The organism is Streptomyces sp. NPDC048191, assembly GCF_040652655.1.
Taxonomy (GTDB): domain Bacteria; phylum Actinomycetota; class Actinomycetes; order Streptomycetales; family Streptomycetaceae; genus Streptomyces.
Genome location: NZ_JBEZMO010000007.1, coordinates 200295 through 219207, shown reverse-complemented (window position 1 = coordinate 219207; position 18913 = coordinate 200295). Strand labels below are relative to the sequence as shown.

At 70.7% G+C, this 18913-nt stretch carries 15 protein-coding genes; 8 read left to right on the top strand and 7 right to left on the bottom strand.

Annotated features, from left to right (window positions below):
- Positions 1–56 precede the first annotated feature (56 nt).
- Positions 57–2483: an endopeptidase La gene (lon, locus tag AB0D93_RS14870; protein WP_362118784.1), complete on the bottom strand. Its 2427-nt coding sequence runs from the start codon at positions 2481–2483 to the stop codon at positions 57–59.
- A gap of 161 nt (positions 2484–2644) precedes the next feature.
- Complete coding sequence (locus AB0D93_RS14865) at positions 2645–3448, bottom strand: rhomboid-like protein (protein WP_362118781.1); 804 nt, start codon at positions 3446–3448, stop codon at positions 2645–2647.
- Between the two features lie 217 nt (positions 3449–3665).
- On the opposite strand from AB0D93_RS14865, the gene AB0D93_RS14860 reads away from it, so the two are divergent.
- From AB0D93_RS14860 to AB0D93_RS14845, 4 genes are all read left to right on the top strand, one after another.
- Positions 3666–4343, top strand: coding sequence for a spermidine synthase (locus tag AB0D93_RS14860; protein WP_362118778.1), 678 nt, complete (start codon positions 3666–3668; stop codon positions 4341–4343).
- A 113-nt stretch (positions 4344–4456) separates the two neighbouring features.
- Positions 4457–5197, top strand: coding sequence for a response regulator transcription factor (locus AB0D93_RS14855; protein ID WP_362118775.1), 741 nt, complete (start codon positions 4457–4459; stop codon positions 5195–5197).
- Positions 5194–6309 carry an ATP-binding protein gene (locus AB0D93_RS14850; protein ID WP_362118772.1) on the top strand — a complete coding sequence of 372 codons (1116 nt, stop codon included), beginning with the start codon at positions 5194–5196 and terminating at the stop codon, positions 6307–6309. Before AB0D93_RS14855 ends, AB0D93_RS14850 begins: the two co-directional genes overlap by 4 nt.
- A 303-nt stretch (positions 6310–6612) precedes the next feature.
- Positions 6613–10422, top strand: a complete 3810-nt coding sequence (locus AB0D93_RS14845; protein WP_362118769.1) for a multifunctional oxoglutarate decarboxylase/oxoglutarate dehydrogenase thiamine pyrophosphate-binding subunit/dihydrolipoyllysine-residue succinyltransferase subunit — start codon at positions 6613–6615, stop codon at positions 10420–10422.
- A 227-nt stretch (positions 10423–10649) separates the two neighbouring features.
- Here AB0D93_RS14845 and AB0D93_RS14840 read toward each other — a convergent pair whose 3' ends face one another.
- Positions 10650–10829 carry a DUF6104 family protein gene (locus AB0D93_RS14840; RefSeq protein WP_003992906.1) on the bottom strand — a complete coding sequence of 60 codons (180 nt, stop codon included), beginning with the start codon at positions 10827–10829 and terminating at the stop codon, positions 10650–10652.
- A 234-nt stretch (positions 10830–11063) separates the two neighbouring features.
- Between AB0D93_RS14840 and AB0D93_RS14835 the strand changes: the two genes are divergently transcribed.
- Together AB0D93_RS14835 and AB0D93_RS14830 are read left to right on the top strand one after the other, a co-directional pair.
- Positions 11064–12041: a DUF4097 family beta strand repeat-containing protein gene (locus AB0D93_RS14835; protein WP_362118764.1), complete on the top strand. Its 978-nt coding sequence runs from the start codon at positions 11064–11066 to the stop codon at positions 12039–12041.
- Between the two features lies 1 nt (position 12042).
- A complete protein-coding gene (locus AB0D93_RS14830; RefSeq protein WP_362118761.1) occupies positions 12043–13089 on the top strand; it encodes a helix-turn-helix transcriptional regulator in 1047 nt (348 codons plus the stop codon).
- Between the two features lie 34 nt (positions 13090–13123).
- On the opposite strand, the gene AB0D93_RS14825 is transcribed toward AB0D93_RS14830, so the two are convergent.
- The 4 genes from AB0D93_RS14825 to AB0D93_RS14810 all read right to left on the bottom strand — a co-directional run bounded on the left by AB0D93_RS14825 (position 13124) and on the right by AB0D93_RS14810 (position 16402).
- A complete protein-coding gene (locus tag AB0D93_RS14825) occupies positions 13124–13690 on the bottom strand; it encodes a Clp protease N-terminal domain-containing protein (protein ID WP_362118758.1) in 567 nt (188 codons plus the stop codon).
- On the bottom strand, positions 13690–13899 hold the full coding sequence (locus tag AB0D93_RS14820) for an HTH domain-containing protein (protein WP_018571396.1): 210 nt from the start codon (positions 13897–13899) through the stop codon (positions 13690–13692). Before AB0D93_RS14820 ends, AB0D93_RS14825 begins: the two co-directional genes overlap by 1 nt.
- A gap of 113 nt (positions 13900–14012) precedes the next feature.
- Positions 14013–14978: a zinc-binding dehydrogenase gene (locus AB0D93_RS14815; RefSeq protein ID WP_362118755.1), complete on the bottom strand. Its 966-nt coding sequence runs from the start codon at positions 14976–14978 to the stop codon at positions 14013–14015.
- Positions 14979–15178: 200 nt separating this feature from the next.
- A complete protein-coding gene (locus AB0D93_RS14810; protein ID WP_362118752.1) occupies positions 15179–16402 on the bottom strand; it encodes an NADP-dependent malic enzyme in 1224 nt (407 codons plus the stop codon).
- A 554-nt stretch (positions 16403–16956) separates the two neighbouring features.
- Here AB0D93_RS14810 and AB0D93_RS14805 point away from each other — a divergent pair.
- Together AB0D93_RS14805 and AB0D93_RS14800 are read left to right on the top strand one after the other, a co-directional pair.
- Complete coding sequence (locus tag AB0D93_RS14805; RefSeq protein ID WP_362118749.1) at positions 16957–17916, top strand: ABC transporter substrate-binding protein; 960 nt, start codon at positions 16957–16959, stop codon at positions 17914–17916.
- Positions 17917–17957: 41 nt separating this feature from the next.
- A complete protein-coding gene (locus AB0D93_RS14800; protein WP_362118746.1) occupies positions 17958–18911 on the top strand; it encodes an amino acid ABC transporter permease in 954 nt (317 codons plus the stop codon).
- Positions 18912–18913 lie beyond the last annotated feature (2 nt).

Genomic DNA, 18913 nt, shown 5'->3' with positions numbered 1-18913 from the left:
GCGAGGCCCGGGCCTCCCTCAGGGGACCCGGGCCTTCGCTCACCCGGCAGCGTCCGTCACGCCGCTACCGGAACCTCCGGCTCCGCCTCGCTCGTCGCGGGTGCGAGAGCCAGCTCCAGGACCTGGCGGACGTCGGTCACGGCGTGGACGTCGAGCTTGTCCAGCACCTCGGCCGGGACGTCGTCCAGGTCGGCTTCGTTGCGCTTGGGGATGATCACGGTGGTCACCCCGGCGCGCTGGGCGGCGAGCAGCTTCTGCTTCACGCCGCCGATGGGCAGCACCCGGCCGGTCAACGAGACCTCGCCGGTCATCGCCACGTCCGTGCGGACCAGCCGCCCGGAGAGCAGCGAGGCGAGCGCCGTGGTCATCGTGATGCCGGCGCTCGGGCCGTCCTTGGGGACCGCGCCCGCCGGGAAGTGGATGTGCACACCCCGGTCCTTGAGGTCGCCGACCGGGAGCTCCAGTTCGGCGCCGTGGCTGCGCAGGAAGCTCAGCGCGATCTGCGCCGACTCCTTCATCACGTCACCGAGCTGACCGGTCAGGGTCAGTCCGGCCGCGCCCGTCTCCGGGTCGGCCAGTGAGGCCTCCACGAAGAGCACGTCACCCCCTGCGCCGGTGACCGCGAGACCGGTCGCCACACCGGGCACGGACGTACGGCGCTCGGCCGGGTCCTGGGCGGACTCGGGTACGTGGTGCGGGCGCCCGAGCAGGGCGCGCAGGTCCTCGTCGCGGACGGTGAACGGCAGCTCCCGCTCGCCGAGTTCGTGCTGGGCCGCGACCTTGCGGAGCAGCCGCGCGATCGACCGCTCCAGGGTGCGCACGCCCGCCTCGCGGGTGTACTCGCCGGCCAGCTTGCGCAGGGCGCTCTCGTCCAGCGTGACCTCGTCCTCGGCGAGTCCCGCCCGCTCCAGCTGGCGCGGGAGCAGGTGGTCGCGGGCGATGACGACCTTCTCGTCCTCGGTGTAGCCGTCCAGGCGGACGATCTCCATACGGTCGGCGAGCGCCTCCGGGATGGCCTCCAGGACGTTGGCGGTGGCCAGGAAGACCACGTCGGACAGGTCGAGTTCGACCTCCAGGTAGTGGTCCCGGAAGGTGTGGTTCTGCGCCGGGTCCAGGACTTCGAGCAGGGCCGCGGCCGGGTCGCCGCGGAAGTCGGAGCCCACCTTGTCGATCTCGTCCAGCAGGACCACCGGGTTCATCGACCCGGCCTCCTTGACGGCCCGCACGATCCGGCCGGGCAGCGCGCCGACGTACGTACGGCGGTGGCCGCGGACCTCGGCCTCGTCACGGACGCCGCCGAGGGCGACGCGGACGAACTTGCGGCCCATGGCGTGCGCGACGGACTCGCCCAGGCTGGTCTTGCCGACACCGGGCGGGCCCACCAGGGCGAGCACGGCACCGCCGCGCCGGCCGCCGATGACACCCAGCCCGCGCTCACTGCGCCGCTTGCGTACCGCGAGGTACTCGGTGATGCGCTCCTTCACGTCCTGCAGGCCCGCGTGCTCGGCGTCCAGGATCGCCTTGGCGCCCTGGATGTCGTACGCGTCCTCGGTCCGCTCGTTCCAGGGCATCTCCAGGACGGTGTCCAGCCAGGTGCGGATCCAGGAGCCCTCCGGGGACTGGTCGCTGGACCGTTCCAGCTTGTCGACCTCCTTGAGCGCGGCCTCGCGGACCTTCTCCGGCAGGTCGGCGGCCTCCACGCGCGCGCGGTAGTCGTCGGACTCCTCGGCCGTGTCCTTGCTGTCGCCGTTCAGCTCGCGCAGTTCCTTGCGGACGGCCTCCAGCTGGCGGCGGAGCAGGAACTCGCGCTGCTGCTTGTCGACGCCCTCCTGGACGTCCTTGGCGATGGTCTCGGCCACGTCCTGCTCGGCGAGGTGGTCGCGGAGCTGCTGCGTGGCGAGCTTGAGCCGGGCCGCCGGGTCGGCGGTCTCCAGCAGTTCGACCTTCTGTTCGATGGTGAGGAACGGCGAGTAGCCGGAGTTGTCGGCGAGGGCGGAGACGTCGTCGATGGCCTGGACGCGGTCCACCACCTGCCAGGCACCGCGCTTCTTCAGCCAGTTGGTGGCGAGGGCCTTGTACTCCTTGACGAGTTCGGCGACCTGACCGGGCAGCGGCTCCGGCACGGCCTCCTCGACCCGCGCGCCCTCGACCCACAGGGCCGCACCGGGACCGGTGGTGCCCGCGCCGATCCGCACGCGGCTCCGGCCGCGGATCAGAGCCCCCGGGTCACCGTCGGCCAGCCGGCCGACCTGCTCGACCGTGCCCAGCACACCGGTCTTCGCGTACGTGCCGTCGATGCGTGGCACCAGCAGCACCCTGGGCTTGCCCGGCTCCGACCGGGCGGCGGCCTGCGCGGCCTCCACCGCGGCCCGGACCTCGGCGTCGCTCAGGTCCAGCGGAACCACCATCCCGGGCAGCACGACCTCGTCGTCGAGCGGCAGCACGGGCAGGGTCAGCGTGAACGCCGGTGACTCAGCAGCCATGATCTCCCCTTAGGCAGTCAACTTGAGCTATGCCGACTCAACCTCTGGGGGCGGGCTGGTGTTCCCTTCGCCTGTTCGCTCTGAGCGATCAAGTCCGCCGAGGGGGATGCACCTCGCAAGGGCCGTGCGCCCGCGCGGATGTGGCGTGGTTGCGTGCGCCCCTAGGCGCGCTGCGCCCACCGGCGTACGAGGGGCCAGGTCGTCATGCCTATCGTCAGCGCGATCAGGTGGCCCCAGTTGGTCATGGGATCCAGGAACGCGATCAGGTCGTTCAGCAGGAGGCCGGCCGTCAGCGTGAGCAGGGGCCAGCGCAGCCAGGGGCGGAGCAGGCCCGCCAGGGAACCGATGCTGGCGGCCACGCCGAAGCTGATGCCGTAGTCGAGCCGGTGCAGCGAGGTGACGGGGAGGTGGCCGGCCAGGACGGCCAGGCCCACCGGGACCTCGGTGGCGAGCGTGGCCAGGACATGCCCGGCGAGGAAGACGCAGGCCGCCCGCGCACCGCCTATGCGGCGCTCCAGCGCGGTGAGCACCAGCACGAACGCCACCGCGTACGGCGACAGGACGCCGCCCGCGATCCACAGCGCGCTCGCCAGCAGTACCAGTACGGGCGAGCGCACCAGATGCGCCACGTCCGTGCTGGAGTCCTGGTAGAGGGAGTGCACCAGCCCGGGGTCGGCCAGGGCCGCGACCAGGGAGGTGACGGCCAGGACGGCCGTGTAGCCGAAGGTGAAAGGGGTGCCTGCGGGAGTGGGCAGCAGACGCCACGGGCGCGGAACCCGTACAGCCGAGGGCACTTCGACGGGGACCGGAGCCGGACCGGGGGCCGTGGCCTGCCGCTGGCGTGGCATGCCGTCCAGCAGCTCCGCGAGCACGGGGGCCGGGACGGCGGCGGTGCCGTCCGCAAGGGGCGCGCCCGGCAGGGGCGGGGACGCGGCCGCCGCAGGGCCCGTCGCGGTCCGATCCACGGTGCGGCACTCCTTCCGTCGTGCCCAACCCTTCGTGTTCCGGGGGCCGCTGTCTATGACCGACGCCACGCGAGAGCCGATTCACAGCAACCTCTCATGCTCCGGAGGCGTCCGCATCGAGGGAACTGGTGATCGACGTCGGCGAACATGTTCGAGTCGCCGTGCCGCCGTCCGCAATTCCCGTGAACGTCAAGGCGCGTTCAAGCAGGATGGGGGCATGACTGCCGTCAACGACTTCCCCGTGGTCCTCGACCGGCGCGACGGCCCGTACGGCGAGGTGGTGCTGCGCCGGCACGGAGCACTGCTGCAGATCATCGCCAACGGCTGCTTCCTCATGGACACCTCCGACGGCCGCTCGGAGCGGTTGCTGGTCGACGCCGCGTACGCGGCACTGGACGGGCGGCCACGGCCGAACGTGCTGATCGGAGGGCTGGGTGTGGGATTCTCACTCGCACATGCAGCGGAGGATCCCCGGTGGGGGCGGATCACCGTGGTGGAGCGGGAGCCCGCCGTCATCGGCTGGCACCGGGACGGGCCGCTCGCGCAGGTCTCCGCGGGCGCGCTCGGCGATCCGCGCACCGAGATCGTGGAGGACGATCTCCTGGCGTTCGTCAATGAGACATCCGACACGTTCGACGCACTCTGCCTGGACATCGACAACGGACCCGGCTGGACGGTCACCGACGACAACGACAGCCTCTACTCGCCGACCGGACTCGCGGCCTGCGCAAGGGCGTTGACCCCGGGCGGGGTGCTCGCCGTGTGGTCCGCTGAACCCTCTCCGGAATTTGAAGGAAGCTTGCGGAATGCCGGGTTCCAGCAGGTGCGTACCGAAGAGGTGCCGGTTGCCCGGGGCGTTCCGGACGCCGTGCACCTCGCCGTCCGCCCTGGATAGCGACAGCATGGTGGATCCCCGTAGGGTGCTGCCCTGACGCGGATCATTCAAGCGTCAATCGCAGACATGGGATCACCCCACGGGTTCCGGAAAGCAACAAGCAGGGGCGGGCGATGGAGCAGACACACACCTCCCAGAGCGGCGCGGCGACGACCACCCCGGGCGCACAGCGCCGGGTGCTGGTCGTCGAGGACGATCCCACGATCGTCGACGCCATCGCGGCCCGGCTGCGCGCCGAGGGATTTCTCGTACAGACCGCGACGGACGGCCCGGCCGCCGTCGACACAGCCGAGGCCTGGCAGCCCGACCTGCTGATCCTCGACATCATGCTGCCGGGCTTCGACGGCCTCGAGGTCTGCCGGCGGGTCCAGGCGCAGCGGCCGGTGCCGGTGCTGATGCTGACCGCACGCGACGACGAGACGGACATGCTGGTCGGTCTCGGGGTCGGCGCGGACGACTACATGACCAAGCCGTTCTCCATGCGGGAGCTGGCGGCCCGGGTGCACGTGCTGCTGCGCCGGGTGGAGCGGGCGGCCCTGGCCGCGACCACACCGCGCTCCGGCATCCTGCGCCTCGGTGAGCTGGAGATCGACCACGCGCAGCGCCGGGTGCGGGTGAAGTCCGAGGACGTCCACCTCACGCCCACCGAGTTCGACCTGCTGGTGTGCCTGGCGAACACCCCGCGTGCGGTGCTCTCCCGGGAGCAGTTGCTGGCCGAGGTGTGGGACTGGGCCGACGCCTCCGGCACCCGTACCGTCGACAGCCACATCAAGGCGCTGCGCCGGAAGATCGGCGCGGAGCGGATCCGTACCGTGCACGGCGTGGGGTACGCCCTGGAGACGCCCACCCCATGAGCAGTGACGGGCGTCAGACCGCACGGAGGAGCCCCGGGGAGGATCCCTGGGGCGGCGTACGCCCGTTCTCGATCAAGACCAAGCTCGGCGCGCTGGTCGTCATCTCGGTGCTGATCACCACCGGTCTGTCGGTGATCGCGGTGCACACCAAGACCGAGCTGCGCTTCATCACGGTCTTCTCGATGATCGCCACCCTGCTGATCACGCAGTTCGTGGCGCATTCGCTGACCATGCCGCTGGACGAGATGAACGCGGTGGCGCGGTCGATCTCCCAGGGCAACTACACCCGCCGGGTGGGCCGGGGCCGCCGGGACGAGCTGGGCGACCTGGCCCAGACGATCAACGTCATGGCGGACGAGCTGGAGGCCCAGGACCGCCAGCGCAAGGAGCTGGTGGCGAACGTCTCGCACGAGCTGCGCACGCCGATCGCCGGACTGCGCGCGGTGCTGGAGAACATCGTCGACGGGGTCACCGAGGCCGACCCCGAGACCATGCGGACGGCCCTGAAGCAGACCGAGCGGCTCGGCCGGCTCGTGGAGACCCTGCTGGACCTGTCCCGGCTCGACAACGGCGTCGTACCGCTGAAGATGCGCCGCTTCGAGGTGTGGCCGTATCTCTCGGGCGTGCTGAAGGAGGCCAACATGGTGGCCTCGGCGCGCGCGGGCATCGCCTCCGGCTCCGGGAGCCACACCCGTACGGACGTCCATCTGCACCTGGACGTCTCCCCGCCGGAGCTGACCGCGCACGCGGATCCCGAGCGGATCCACCAGGTCGTCGCCAATCTGATCGACAACGCGGTCAAGCACAGCCCGCCACACGGCCGGGTGACGGTGAAGGCGCGGCGCGGTCCGCTGCCGGAGTCGCTGGAGCTGGAGGTCCTGGACGAGGGCCCCGGCATCCCGAGGTCGGAGTGGCACCGGGTGTTCGAGCGGTTCAACCGGGGCGCCGTGACCCGGCCGCACGGCCCCGGCAGCGACGGCGGTACGGGCCTCGGGCTGGCGATCGCCCGCTGGGCGGTGGATCTGCACGGCGGCCGGATCGGTGTGGCCGAATCCGAGCGGGGCTGCCGGATCATCGTCACCCTCCCGGGCCTGTCTTCCGTCTCAAGTTGACGTAAAGTTCGAACCGGAAGCACAAGATCCACGAGCGTCCGCGGCCCCTCGGTGCAGCTGGACACGTGTGATCAGGAGCAGGCCCGCCCGATCCGCAGCAGGACGGAGCGACGGGCCGGAGCCCGCGCACCCTCTCACATGCGGAACCACGCTTGTTTCCCGCCATATCAAGCCCTGAAACAAGATTTTCGATGTGACTTACGCGACGATGACCTTGCTCAGCCTGACCTTCCCGGCCCTGGGGGCGTAGCCTTTATTTCCGCTGTCCATCACCTTGTGAAGCGGAAGAGGGCGGTTGCCGCCGTGTCGCCACAGTCCCCCAGTAACCAGAGCGTCTCGACCGACGACCAAGCCGGGAAGAACCCCGCTGCCGCGTTCGGTCCGAACGAGTGGCTCGTCGACGAGATCTATCAGCAGTACCTCCAGGACCCGAATTCGGTAGACCGCGCCTGGTGGGACTTCTTCGCCGATTACAAGCCGGGGGCTCCTGCCACCCCGGCTGCGGCGGGTACTGCGGCCGCGGGGGCCGCAGCCCCCACGGCCCCTCCGGCCCAGCCCGCGGCTCCGGCCCCCCAGGCCGCCGCCCCGGCTCCCGCGGCCGCCCCGAAGCCCGCCGCGGCTCCGGCCCCGGCTCCCGCGGCGAAGGCCGCGGCCCCCGCCCCGGCCAAGCCGGCGACGCCCGCACAGGCGCCGGCCCAGCCGAAGCCGGCAGCCGCGAAGCCCGCCCCGGCCGCCGAGGCCCCCACGGGCCCGGAGCTGATCACGCTGCGCGGCCCGGCCGCCGCCGTCGCGAAGAACATGAACGCCTCGCTGGAGCTGCCGACCGCCACGTCGGTCCGCGCGGTCCCGGTGAAGCTGCTGTTCGACAACCGGATCGTCATCAACAACCACCTCAAGCGCGCCCGGGGCGGGAAGATCTCCTTCACGCACCTCATCGGGTACGCGATGGTGCAGGCCATCAAGGCCATGCCGTCGATGAACTGGTCCTTCGGCGAGAAGGACGGCAAGCCGACCCTCGTCAAGCCGGCGCACGTCAACCTCGGCCTGGCCATCGACCTGGTGAAGCCCAACGGCGACCGCCAGCTCGTCGTGGCCGCCATCAAGAAGGCCGAGACGCTGAACTTCTTCGAGTTCTGGCAGGCCTACGAGGACATCGTCCGCCGCGCCCGTGACGGCAAGCTGACGATGGACGACTTCACCGGTGTCACGGTCTCCCTGACCAACCCCGGCGGCCTGGGCACCGTCCACTCCGTGCCGCGTCTGATGCCCGGCCAGTCCGTGATCATGGGCGTCGGCTCCATGGACTACCCGGCGGAGTTCCAGGGCACCAGCCAGGACACCCTGAACAAGCTCGGCATCTCGAAGGTCATGACGCTCACGTCGACCTACGACCACCGGGTGATCCAGGGCGCCGCCTCCGGCGAGTTCCTGCGCCAGGTCGCGAACCTGCTGCTCGGCGAGAACGGCTTCTACGACGACATCTTCGAGGCCCTGCGGATTCCGTACGAGCCGGTCCGCTGGCTCAAGGACATCGACGCCAGCCACGACGACGACGTCACCAAGGCCGCCCGCGTCTTCGAGCTGATCCACTCCTACCGGGTCCGCGGCCACGTCATGGCCGACACCGACCCGCTGGAGTACCGCCAGCGCAAGCACCCCGACCTGGACATCGTCGAGCACGGCCTCACCCTGTGGGACCTGGAGCGCGAGTTCGCCGTCGGCGGCTTCGCCGGCAAGTCGATGATGAAGCTGCGCGACATCCTCGGCGTGCTCCGCGACTCGTACTGCCGCACCACCGGCATCGAGTTCATGCACATCCAGGACCCCAAGCAGCGCAAGTGGATCCAGGACCGGGTCGAGCGCGGCCACTCCAAGCCGGAGCGCGAGGAGCAGCTGCGGATCCTGCGCCGCCTGAACGCGGCGGAGGCCTTCGAGACCTTCCTGCAGACGAAGTACGTCGGCCAGAAGCGCTTCTCGCTGGAGGGCGGCGAGTCCGTCATCCCGCTGCTCGACGCGGTGATCGACTCCGCGGCCGAGTCCCGCCTGGACGAGGTCGTCATCGGCATGGCCCACCGTGGCCGCCTGAACGTGCTGGCGAACATCGTCGGCAAGTCGTACGCGCAGATCTTCCGCGAGTTCGAGGGCAACCTCGACCCGAAGTCGATGCACGGCTCCGGCGACGTGAAGTACCACCTGGGCGCCCGCGGCACCTTCACGGGCCTGGACGGCGAGCAGATCGCGGTCTCGCTGGCCGCCAACCCGTCCCACCTGGAGACGGTCGACCCAGTCATCGAGGGCATCGCCCGCGCCAAGCAGGACATCATCAACAAGGGCGGCACGGACTTCACGGTCCTGCCGGTGGCGATCCACGGCGACGCGGCCTTCGCGGGCCAGGGCGTGGTGGCCGAGACCCTGAACATGTCGCAGCTGCGCGGCTACCGCACCGGCGGCACGGTCCACATCGTCATCAACAACCAGGTCGGCTTCACCGCGGCCCCCGAGTCCTCGCGTTCCTCCATGTACGCGACGGACGTGGCGCGCATGATCGAGGCCCCGATCTTCCACGTGAACGGCGACGACCCGGAGGCCGTGGTCCGCGTCGCGCGGCTCGCCTTCGAGTTCCGCCAGGCGTTCAACAAGGACGTGGTGATCGACCTCATCTGCTACCGGCGCCGCGGTCACAACGAGTCGGACAACCCGGCCTTCACCCAGCCGCTGATGTACGACCTGATCGACAAGAAGCGCTCGGTGCGCAAGCTGTACACCGAGTCCCTGATCGGTCGCGGCGACATCACCCTGGAAGAGGCCGAGCAGGCCCTGCAGGACTACCAGGGCCAGCTGGAGAAGGTCTTCACGGAGGTCCGCGAGGCCACGTCCCAGCCGGCCTCCGGCCCGGTGTCGGACCCCCAGGCGGACTTCCCCGTCGCCGTGAACACCGCGATCTCCACGGAGGTCGTGAAGCGGATCGCCGAGTCCCAGGTCAACATCCCCGACTCCTTCCACGTCCACCCGCGTCTGCTGCCGCAGCTGCAGCGCCGGGCGACGATGGTCGAGGACGGCACGATCGACTGGGGCATGGGCGAGACCCTCGCGGTCGGCTCCCTCCTCCTGGAGGGCACCCCGGTCCGCCTGTCCGGCCAGGACTCCCAGCGCGGCACCTTCGGCCAGCGCCACGCTGTCCTCATCGACCGCGAGACGGGCGAGGAGTTCACGCCGCTGATGTACCTCGCCGAGGAGCAGGCGCGGTACAACGTCTACAACTCCCTGCTGTCCGAGTACGCGGTCATGGGCTTCGAGTACGGCTACTCGCTGGCCCGCCCCGACGCGCTCGTCATGTGGGAGGCGCAGTTCGGCGACTTCGTCAACGGCGCGCAGACGGTGGTCGACGAGTACATCTCGGCGGCGGAGCAGAAGTGGGGCCAGACGTCCGGCGTCACCCTCCTGCTCCCCCACGGCTACGAAGGCCAGGGCCCGGACCACTCCTCGGCCCGTGTCGAGCGCTTCCTGCAGCTCTGCGCCCAGAACAACATGACGGTCGCGATGCCGACCCTCCCGTCGAACTACTTCCACCTCCTGCGGTGGCAGGTGCACAACCCGCACCACAAGCCGCTGGTGGTCTTCACCCCGAAGTCGATGCTGCGCCTGAAGGCGGCCGCGTCGAAGACGGAGGAGTTCACGTCGGGTCAGTTCCGCCCCGTCATCGGCGACGCCACCGCGGACCCGGCCGCCGTCCGCAAGGTCGTCTTCGTGGCCGGCAAGCTGTACTACGACCTGGAGGCCGAGCGGGTCAAGCGCGGCGTCACGGACACGGCGATCATCCGCATCGAGCGGCTGTACCCGCTGCCGGGTGCCGAGCTCCAGGCGGAGATCAAGAAGTACCCGAACGCCGAGAAGTACCTGTGGGCGCAGGAGGAGCCGGCGAACCAGGGTGCCTGGCCGTTCATCGCGCTCAACCTGATCGACCACCTGGACCTCGCGGTCGGTGCGGACGTCCCGCACGGCGAGCGGCTGCGGCGCATCTCGCGTCCGCACTCCTCGTCCCCGGCGGTCGGCTCCGCCAAGCGGCACCAGGCCGAGCAGGAGCAGCTGGTGCGTGAGGTCTTCGAGGCGTAGGCCTCCGGCGGTTCAGCCGAAGACAGGGCCCGGCCCCGAGTTCACAGCGACTCGGGGCCGGGCCCTTTCCGGTACGGGATCGGATCGGCTGGGGCTCGGAGTCCTCACCCTCAGCCCTCGGCCGGGCCGCGGTCTGATGGTGAGGACAGGGGCGTCGCCCAGCACCCGCGCGGGCCGCCCTGCCGCCTCCCGGCCGAGCGGCCCGCTCGCAGGACTACGCGCCCGCGCTACTCGTCGTCCTCGTCGTCCAGCCGCGCCAGCCAGGTCGCCAGGCGCTCCACCGGCACCTCGAAGTCCGGGTTGAGATCGACGAACGTGCGCAGCTGCTCGGCGAGCCACTCGAAGGTGACCTCCTCCTCGCCGCGCCGCTTCTCCAGCTCCTCGATGCCACGGTCGGTGAAGTACAACTCTCGCTCCTGACGGGACGGGCCTACTCCCCCAGGGTAGGACGTGTCCCGGCCGCGGCGGCGTGCGAGGTCGCCTGCCGGTCCCGGCGCGGCCCACGCGGGCGGGGGCGCTCGCACGGAGCGGGGGTGTTCACACGAATGGGTGGCTTGACTTCCGGTAGCCGCGATATATCGTGATTCTCAGAGGACGCGATATGGCGTGTCGCGACCCGTGCCCCGTCCAGGAGGTCTCCCATGCCCGAGTGGTCCGTCACCGAGCCCCAGAAGCTGACTTTCGACACTCGCGTGAGCGACCTCCAGGTCCGCATAGTCAACGGAACAGTCAACGTGGTGGGCACGGACGAGGGTTCCGCCCGCCTCGAGATCTCCGAGATCGAAGGGCCGCCCCTGGTGGTCACCCAGCAGGGCGACGCCCTCACGGTGGCCTACGAGGACCTGCCCTGGAAGGGCTTCCTCAAGTGGCTCGACCGCAAGGGCTGGCGGCGCAGTGCCGTCGTCTCCCTGGCGGTCCCCGCCGACACCCGCGTGGAGGTCGGCGTGGTCGGCGCCGGCGCGGTCGTCTCCGGCGTCCGCGGCCCCGCGGTGGTCAAGGGGGTGACCGGCGACACCACCCTGGTCGGCCTCTCGGGCCCGGTGCACGCGGACACCGTCTCGGGGAATCTGGAGGCCCAGGCCGTCACCGGCGACCTGCGGTTCAAGTCGGTCTCCGGGGACCTGACGGTGGTCGAGGGCTCCGGCCGCTCCGTCCGCGCCGACTCCGTCAGCGGATCCATGATCGTCGACCTGGACCCGGACGGCCCCACGGACGTCAGCCTCACCAGCGTCTCCGGCGAGATCGCCATCCGCCTGCCCCACCCGGGCGACGCCGAGGTGGAGGCGAACACCGCGAGCGGCACGATCTCCAACGCCTTCGACGGACTGCGGGTGCACGGCCAGTGGGGCGCCCACAAGATCACCGGTCGCCTCGGTGCGGGCACGGGCAGACTCCGGGCCACCACGGTCTCCGGCTCGATCGCCCTGCTCCGCCGCCCGCCGCACGAGGACGAGGCGGGCACCCCGCGGGGCTCCGGACCCGCCGAGCCCCCACGGAACCCCGGCACGGCCCCCGCCGCCGACGCCCCGGCCGGCCCGGGGGAGAATTCCTTCTCCGGACAGGGCACCGGCGCCACCGACGCCCCGGCCGACGGCACGACCGACAAGAAGGTGCTCTGACATGCCCCCCGTCTTCGCCCACGGGCGCCTCCGCCTGTATCTGCTCAAGCTGCTCGACGAGGCCCCGCGCCACGGCTACGAGGTGATCAGGCTCCTCGAGGAACGCTTCCAGGGGCTGTACGCGCCGTCGGCGGGCACGGTCTACCCCCGCCTGGCCAAGCTGGAGGCCGAGGGACTGGTCACGCACACCACTGAGGGCGGCCGCAAGGTGTACGCCATCACGGACGCGGGCCGTGCCGAACTGGCCGACCGCAGCGGCGAGTTGGCCGACCTGGAGCTGGAGATCCGCGAGTCGGTCGCGGAACTGGCCGCCGAGATCAGAGCCGACGTGCGCGGCGCGGCCGGCGACCTGCGCCGCGAGATGCGCGCGGCCGCGACCGAGGCCCGCCGGAGCGCGAGGACGGGTGCGGCGGGCCCCGCCGGGGAGTACGGCGACGCCACCGACAAGGAGGCCTGGCGGGCCGCCAAGGAGGAGATGCGCCGGGTCAAGCAGGAGTGGAAGGAGCAGGCCCGCCGGGCCAAGGACGAGAGCCGCCGGGCCCGCGAGGAGGCCCAGCGGGCCCGCCACCAGGCCCAGGAGGCGCAGGCGCGGGCGCGGGCCCAGGCGCAGGAGGAGATGCAGCGCATCGCCCGTCAGGTCCAGGACCGCGTTCAGGACCACTTCACCCAGGGCGACTGGCCGACGGGCGTGCGCGAGGGCCTGTCCGAACTGGCCAGGGAGCTGGGCGACTTCGGCAAGAACTGGACCTCTGCGCGCCCGGCCGGGGGACCGGCTCCCCATTCCGTGCCCACCCCGGCGCCCGCCGCCCCGCAGTACGTCTCCCCGGCCGAGGACTTCCCGGCCGCCTACGAACCCTCCTGGGCGCACGAGGACTTCACGGGGGAGCCGACCCGCGATCTGGACCGCCTCCTGGACCGCTTCCGCGACGACATCCGCGACGCGGCCCGCGACCACGGAGTCAGCCCCACCCAGCTCCGGGAGGCCCGCCGCCACCTGTCGACGGCAGCGGCCCACATCGGTGCGATCCTGCGGACACCGGAGGACTGACCCCGGACCGGGCGGGGCGCGGTCGGCCGGTGTCTCAGCCGGCCTGCGCCTCTCCGGCGCCGTACAGCATGCGGGTCACCGACGTGTACGTCACCCCGTGATCGGCCAGCACCTCTACGGCCGGCCCGGGCAGCACGGTCAGCGCGAGCAGGATGTGCTCGTCGCCGATGTGCCGGTCGTGCTGGGCCACGGCGACCCGCAGCGCCTTCACCAGCACCGCCTTGGCGTCCCGGCCGAAGCCCGGCCCGCGTCCCGACCACCGGCGCCGGTCCTCGGCGTCCCCGGCCATCGCCCCGACACCGTGTGCTTCCTCGACCCGGGCGACGATCTCCGAGACGTCGATTCCGAGCCCTGCCAGTGCGTCCGACTCGGCCCGCGACAGCCCACCCCGCCGCCGGGCCTCGCCGAGTGCGTCCCGTACGGACGCCTTGCGCCCGGCGAGCCCGAGGGCGGTCAGCGTGAAGGAGGCACGGCCGCTCTCACGGTCGAGCAGGGCGAGCAGCATGTGCTCGGCGCCGACGGTCCGCGCACCCGAGCGTGCGCAGTGGGCGACCGCGCCCTGCACGACCTCGCGGGCGTCCTTGGTGAAGCGTTCGAACATCACTGCCTCCCGTACTTCTTGTGCACGGCCTGCCTGCTGACACCGAGCTCCGCGGCGATCTCCTGCCACGACCAGCCCTGATTGCGCGCACTGCGCACCTGTACCGCCTCCAGCTGCTCCAGCAGCCTGCGCAGCGCGGCCACGGCCCGCAGTCCGACCCGCGGATCACGGTCGCCGGCGCGCTCGGCGAGATCGGTTGCCTCGGTCATGATGTCAACTTACGTTGACAACCCGGCCATGTCAATCAAAGTTGACAGCACCGTACGCGAGGGGCGGGCCCGGACATCCGGACCCGCCCCACAGCCCACCTGCCGCGAAACCCTCAGGAGTTGGTGAGCACGATCTTCCCGAACTGGTCCCCGGCCGCGAGCCGTTCGAAGCCCTCACGGGCCCGGTCCAGGGGCAGCTCCTCGTCGATGACGGGCCGTACGCCGGTGGCGGCGCAGAAGGAGAGCAGGTCCTCCAGCTCGTCCTTGGTGCCCATGGTGGAGCCGACGACCTTCAGCTCCAGGAAGAAGATCCGGGTCAGCTCGGCGTGCGAGGGCCGGTCCCCGCTGGTGGCACCGGAGATGACGATCGTCCCGCCCGGCCGCAGGGACTTCACCGAGTGGGACCAGGTCGCGGCACCCACGGTCTCGATGACGGCGTCCACCCGCTGCGGCAGCCGCGCCCCGGACTCCACGGCCTCCACGGCCCCCAGCTCCAGGGCCCGCTTCCGCTTGGCCTCGTCCCGGCTGGTGGCGAAGACGCGGAGGCCCGCCGCCTTGCCGAGCACGATCGCGGCCGTGGCGACACCGCCGCCCGCGCCCTGCACGAGCACCGAGTCCCCGGGCCGTACCCCGGCGTTGGTGAAGAGCATCCGGTACGCCGTCAGCCAGGCCGTCGGCAGACAGGCGGCCTCGGCGAAGGACAGCTCCCTGGGCTTGGGCAGCACGTTCCAGGTCGGCACGGCGACCTGTTCGGCGAAGGTGCCCTGGTAGCGCTCGGTGAGGATGGAGCGCGGCTCGTTCGGGCCGACGCCGTGGCCGCTCTGGCCGATGACGGAGTGCAGGACGACCTCGTTGCCGTCCTCGTCGACACCGGCGGCGTCGCAGCCGAGGATCATCGGCAGCCGGTCCTCCGGGAGGCCGACGCCCCGCAGGGACCAGAGGTCGTGGTGGTTGAGGGAAGCGGCCCGCACAGTGATGGTGCTCCAGCCGGGCCGGGCCTCGGGGGCCGGACGCTCCCCCAACTCCAGGCCGGTGAGCGGCTGGTCGCGGTCGATTCGGGCGGCGTAGACAGCGAACATGCAGCCGACGATAGGTGCCGCAGCTCACCGTACGGAACCATGCGCCCCTGTGACACATGCCCTCTTGCGCACGGGCACCCGTGCGGCGCAGCGCCCGCCACCCGCGCCGTCAGGGGCGTCCTCACCACACGTGAGGCCGAGCGGGCGGACGGGAAGGAAAATGGCCCCGTCCGAAGGGACGGGGCCATTCACAGCCGGCGTCAGCGACGGGCAACGCCCTCGGCGCGAGCCGCGGCGGCGACCGCGGCCGTCACCGCGGGAGCGACCCGCTCGTCGAACGGCGACGGAATCACGTAGTCGGCGGCGAGATCGTCGCCCACCACCGCGGCCAGCGCCTCGGCGGCGGCGATCTTCATGCCCTCGGTGATCCGGGAGGCCCGCACCTGCAGCGCGCCCGCGAAGATGCCCGGGAACGCCAGCACGTTGTTGATCTGGTTCGGGAAGTCCGACCGCCCGGTCGCGACCACGGCCGCGTACTTGGCGGCGACGTCCGGGTGCACCTCGGGGTTCGGGTTGGCCATCGCGAACACGAAGGCGCCCTTGGCCATGGAGGCGACGGCCTCCTCCGGGACCGTACCGCCGGAGACGCCGATGAAGACGTCGGCGCCCGCGAGGGCGTCCTCCAGCGAGCCGGTGATGCCGGCCTTGTTGGTGAAGCCCGCGAGCTCCCGCTTGACCGGGGTCAGGTCCTCCCGGTCGGCCGAGACGACGCCCTTGCGGTCCGCCACCGCCACGTCCCCGATGCCGGCCTCGACCAGCATCTTGGCGATGGCGACACCGGCCGCGCCGGCGCCCGAGATGACGGCCCGCAACTGCCCGATCTCACGTCCGCTGAGCCGCGCCGCATTGCGCAGCGCGGCGAGCGTCACGACGGCCGTACCGTGCTGGTCGTCGTGGAAGACCGGGATGTCCAGGCGCTCCTGGAGCCGGCGCTCGATCTCGAAGCACCGGGGCGCCGAGATGTCCTCCAGGTTCACTCCGCCGAAGGACGGGGCGAGCCGGACGACGGTCTCGACGATGTCCTCCACGTCGGTGCAGTCGAGCGCGATCGGGACCGCGTCGACCCCGCCGAACTGCTTGAAGAGGATGGCCTTGCCCTCCATCACGGGGAGGGAGGCCTGGGGACCGATGTCCCCGAGTCCGAGCACGGCCGTACCGTCGGTCACGACGGCGACCACCGACGACTTCCACGTGTAGTCGTTGACGAGCTCCGGCTGTTCCGCGATCGCGGTGCACACGCGCGCGACGCCGGGCGTGTACGCGAGGGAAAGGTCGTCCTTGTCGCGGACCGGCACGGTGGCCTGCACGGCCATCTTGCCGCCGCGGTGCAGCGCGAACGCCGGATCGAAGGAATCGAGGGGCTCGGCCCCGCCGTCCTGGTCCGTTTTGCTGTCGCTGCGAGGATTGACGATCTCCGCTGCCACTTTGTTGTACCCCTTAGGTATGCATGGTTTGAGGGTCGACCACTCCTGGTGAGGGGTGGGCGGGCACCGCGTACCGCCCGATTGCTGATACGTACGGGCCATACGCGACGGGCGCGCCGCACACGCGCCCTGAGCCCCGGATGAGGGGTGTAAAGAACCTTCTTACCGGACGGACCGTGCCGAGGACGAGTCCATTAGGTGCAAGGTCACATCGGGGGACCGGAAAGCCACACGGAGATGACGCGTGGCCGACGAACGCGCGGAGCGCGCGAAAGCGCTGGTGCGTGGGCCCAGGCATGGACCACATCGTGAGATGCGCCGAAGATTTTCCGGTCGGAAGGCTGGATTCCCGCAGATGGTTCGGTGGTGAACGACCAAGGATGTACCGACCTGATGCGGTTCGGGGGTGACCCGTTATCCGATTTTGACATAAGCGCCCCCCTGAACGGCGTAGTCCGAATGGCAAGATGCGGTAAACCCACGAGGTCGCGACACCCGAAGGTGTGTGCTCTCGCTGACCTATCGGCACCTTCCCATCCGCCGGAGGAACCACGATGACCGCAAGCTCCACCCGTCGTACGACCGCCGCACGCTCCCCTCTGGCAGCGGTAGGTGCGATCGCGGTCGCGGGCGCCCTGCTGCTCACCGGCTGCGGTGACCAGACCAAGGACAAGAGCAAGGACTCCGGCAGCGCCTCCACGGCCGGCGCCCCGCTGGCCGACAAGCTCCCGAAGGAAATCAGGGACAAGGGCAAGATCGAGGTCGGTTCCGACATCGCGTACGCCCCGGTGGAGTTCAAGGACTCCTCCGGCAAGGCCGTCGGTCTCGACCCGGACCTCGCCGCGGCCATGGGCAAGCAGCTCGGCGTGACGCTGGAGTTCCAGAACGGCACGTTCGACGCCCTGCTCACCGGTCTGCGCTCGGGCCGCTACGACATCGCGATGTCGGCCATGACCGACAACAAGAACCGCCAGCAGGGCGTCGACCCGGACACGGGCAAGAAGGTCGGCGAGGGCGTCGACTTCGTCGACTACCTGACCGCCGGCGTCTCCATCTACACCCGCAAGGGCGACACGCAGGGCATCACCGGCTGGTCGGACCTGTGCGGCAAGAAGATCGCCGTGGAGCGCGGCACCGTCTCGGAGGACCTGGCCAAGCAGGAGGCCAAGAAGTGTCCGGGCGGCAAGAAGCTCACCATCGAGCCCTTCGACGACGACCAGCAGTCCCAGACCCGGCTGCGCTCGGGCGGTGTGGACGCCGCCTCCTCCGACTTCCCGGTGGCCGCCTACGCGGTGAAGACCTCGGGCGGCGGCAAGGACTTCCAGATCGTCGGCCAGCAGGTCGAGGCGGCCCCGTACGGCATCGCCGTGGCCAAGAAGGACACCCAGCTGCGGGACGCGTTGCAGGCCGCGATGAACGCGATCATCAAGAACGGCGAGTACGCGAAGATCCTCCAGAAGTGGGGCGCCCAGGACGGCGCCGTCAAGGAGTCCGTGCTCAACGGCGGCAAGTGACCCGCGCGAGCGGCAGAAGCGGCCACTGAGAGGCAACACCCGTGACTGACATCGAGAAGACGGCCGGGGAGGGCGCCGGGAAGAGCCCCGCTCCCCCGGCCGGCGGCCCCGAGGCCATCAGGGCCATCCCGGTCCGGCACTACGGCCGGTACATAGCCGCCGTCATCGCCATCGCGCTCCTCGTCGCGATCATCTACGCCTTCAGCCAGGGCGACATCAACTGGCAGGCGGTGCCGGACTACTTCTTCGACCACCGGATCATGACCGGTGTCTACAAGACCCTCATGCTGACGGTCCTGTCGATGCTGATCGGCATCGTCGGCGGCATCCTCCTCGCGGTGATGCGGCTGTCGAAGAACCCGGTGACCTCGGCCATCGCCTGGTTCTACATCTGGTTCTTCCGCGGCACGCCGGTCCTGGTCCAGCTGTTCCTGTGGTTCAACCTGGGCCTGGTCTTCCACTACATCAACCTGATGCCGTTCTACAAGGACTACTGGTCGAACTTCATGACGCCGCTGCTGACGGCGCTGCTCGGCCTGGGCCTGAACGAGGCGGCGTACATGGCCGAGATCTGCCGGGCGGGCCTGCTCGCGGTGGACGAGGGCCAGACCGAGGCGGCCCACGCGCTGGGCATGAGCCACGGCAGGACCCTGCGCCGGGTGATCATCCCGCAGGCGATGCGGGTGATCGTGCCGCCGACGGGCAACGAGGTCATCAACATGCTGAAGACGACCTCGCTGGTGGCGGCCGTCCAGTTCCCCGAGCTGTTCCGCTACGCCCAGGACATCGGCCAGAACTCCGGAGCCCCGGTGGAGATGTACTTCCTCGCCGCGGCCTGGTACCTGATCATGACGTCCGTCCTGAGCGTCGGCCAGTACTACATCGAGCGGTACTACGCCCGCGGTTCCAGCCGCCAGCTGCCGCCGACGCCGTGGCAGAAGGTGAGGGCCAACATGCTCTCCCTGGGCCGGCCGAAGGGAGCGGTGAGCGCATGAGC

Coding starts and splice junctions, on each gene's coding strand:
- lon (WP_362118784.1), bottom strand. CDS start 2,483: ATGGCTGCTGAGTCACCGGCGTTCACGCTGACCCTGCCCGTGCTGCCG.
- AB0D93_RS14820 (WP_018571396.1), bottom strand. CDS start 13,899: ATGACCGAGGCAACCGATCTCGCCGAGCGCGCCGGCGACCGTGATCCG.
- AB0D93_RS14830 (WP_362118761.1), top strand. CDS start 12,043: ATGCCCCCCGTCTTCGCCCACGGGCGCCTCCGCCTGTATCTGCTCAAG.
- AB0D93_RS14850 (WP_362118772.1), top strand. CDS start 5,194: ATGAGCAGTGACGGGCGTCAGACCGCACGGAGGAGCCCCGGGGAGGAT.
- AB0D93_RS14855 (WP_362118775.1), top strand. CDS start 4,457: ATGGAGCAGACACACACCTCCCAGAGCGGCGCGGCGACGACCACCCCG.
- AB0D93_RS14815 (WP_362118755.1), bottom strand. CDS start 14,978: ATGTTCGCTGTCTACGCCGCCCGAATCGACCGCGACCAGCCGCTCACC.
- AB0D93_RS14805 (WP_362118749.1), top strand. CDS start 16,957: ATGACCGCAAGCTCCACCCGTCGTACGACCGCCGCACGCTCCCCTCTG.
- AB0D93_RS14825 (WP_362118758.1), bottom strand. CDS start 13,690: ATGTTCGAACGCTTCACCAAGGACGCCCGCGAGGTCGTGCAGGGCGCG.
- AB0D93_RS14860 (WP_362118778.1), top strand. CDS start 3,666: ATGACTGCCGTCAACGACTTCCCCGTGGTCCTCGACCGGCGCGACGGC.
- AB0D93_RS14835 (WP_362118764.1), top strand. CDS start 11,064: ATGCCCGAGTGGTCCGTCACCGAGCCCCAGAAGCTGACTTTCGACACT.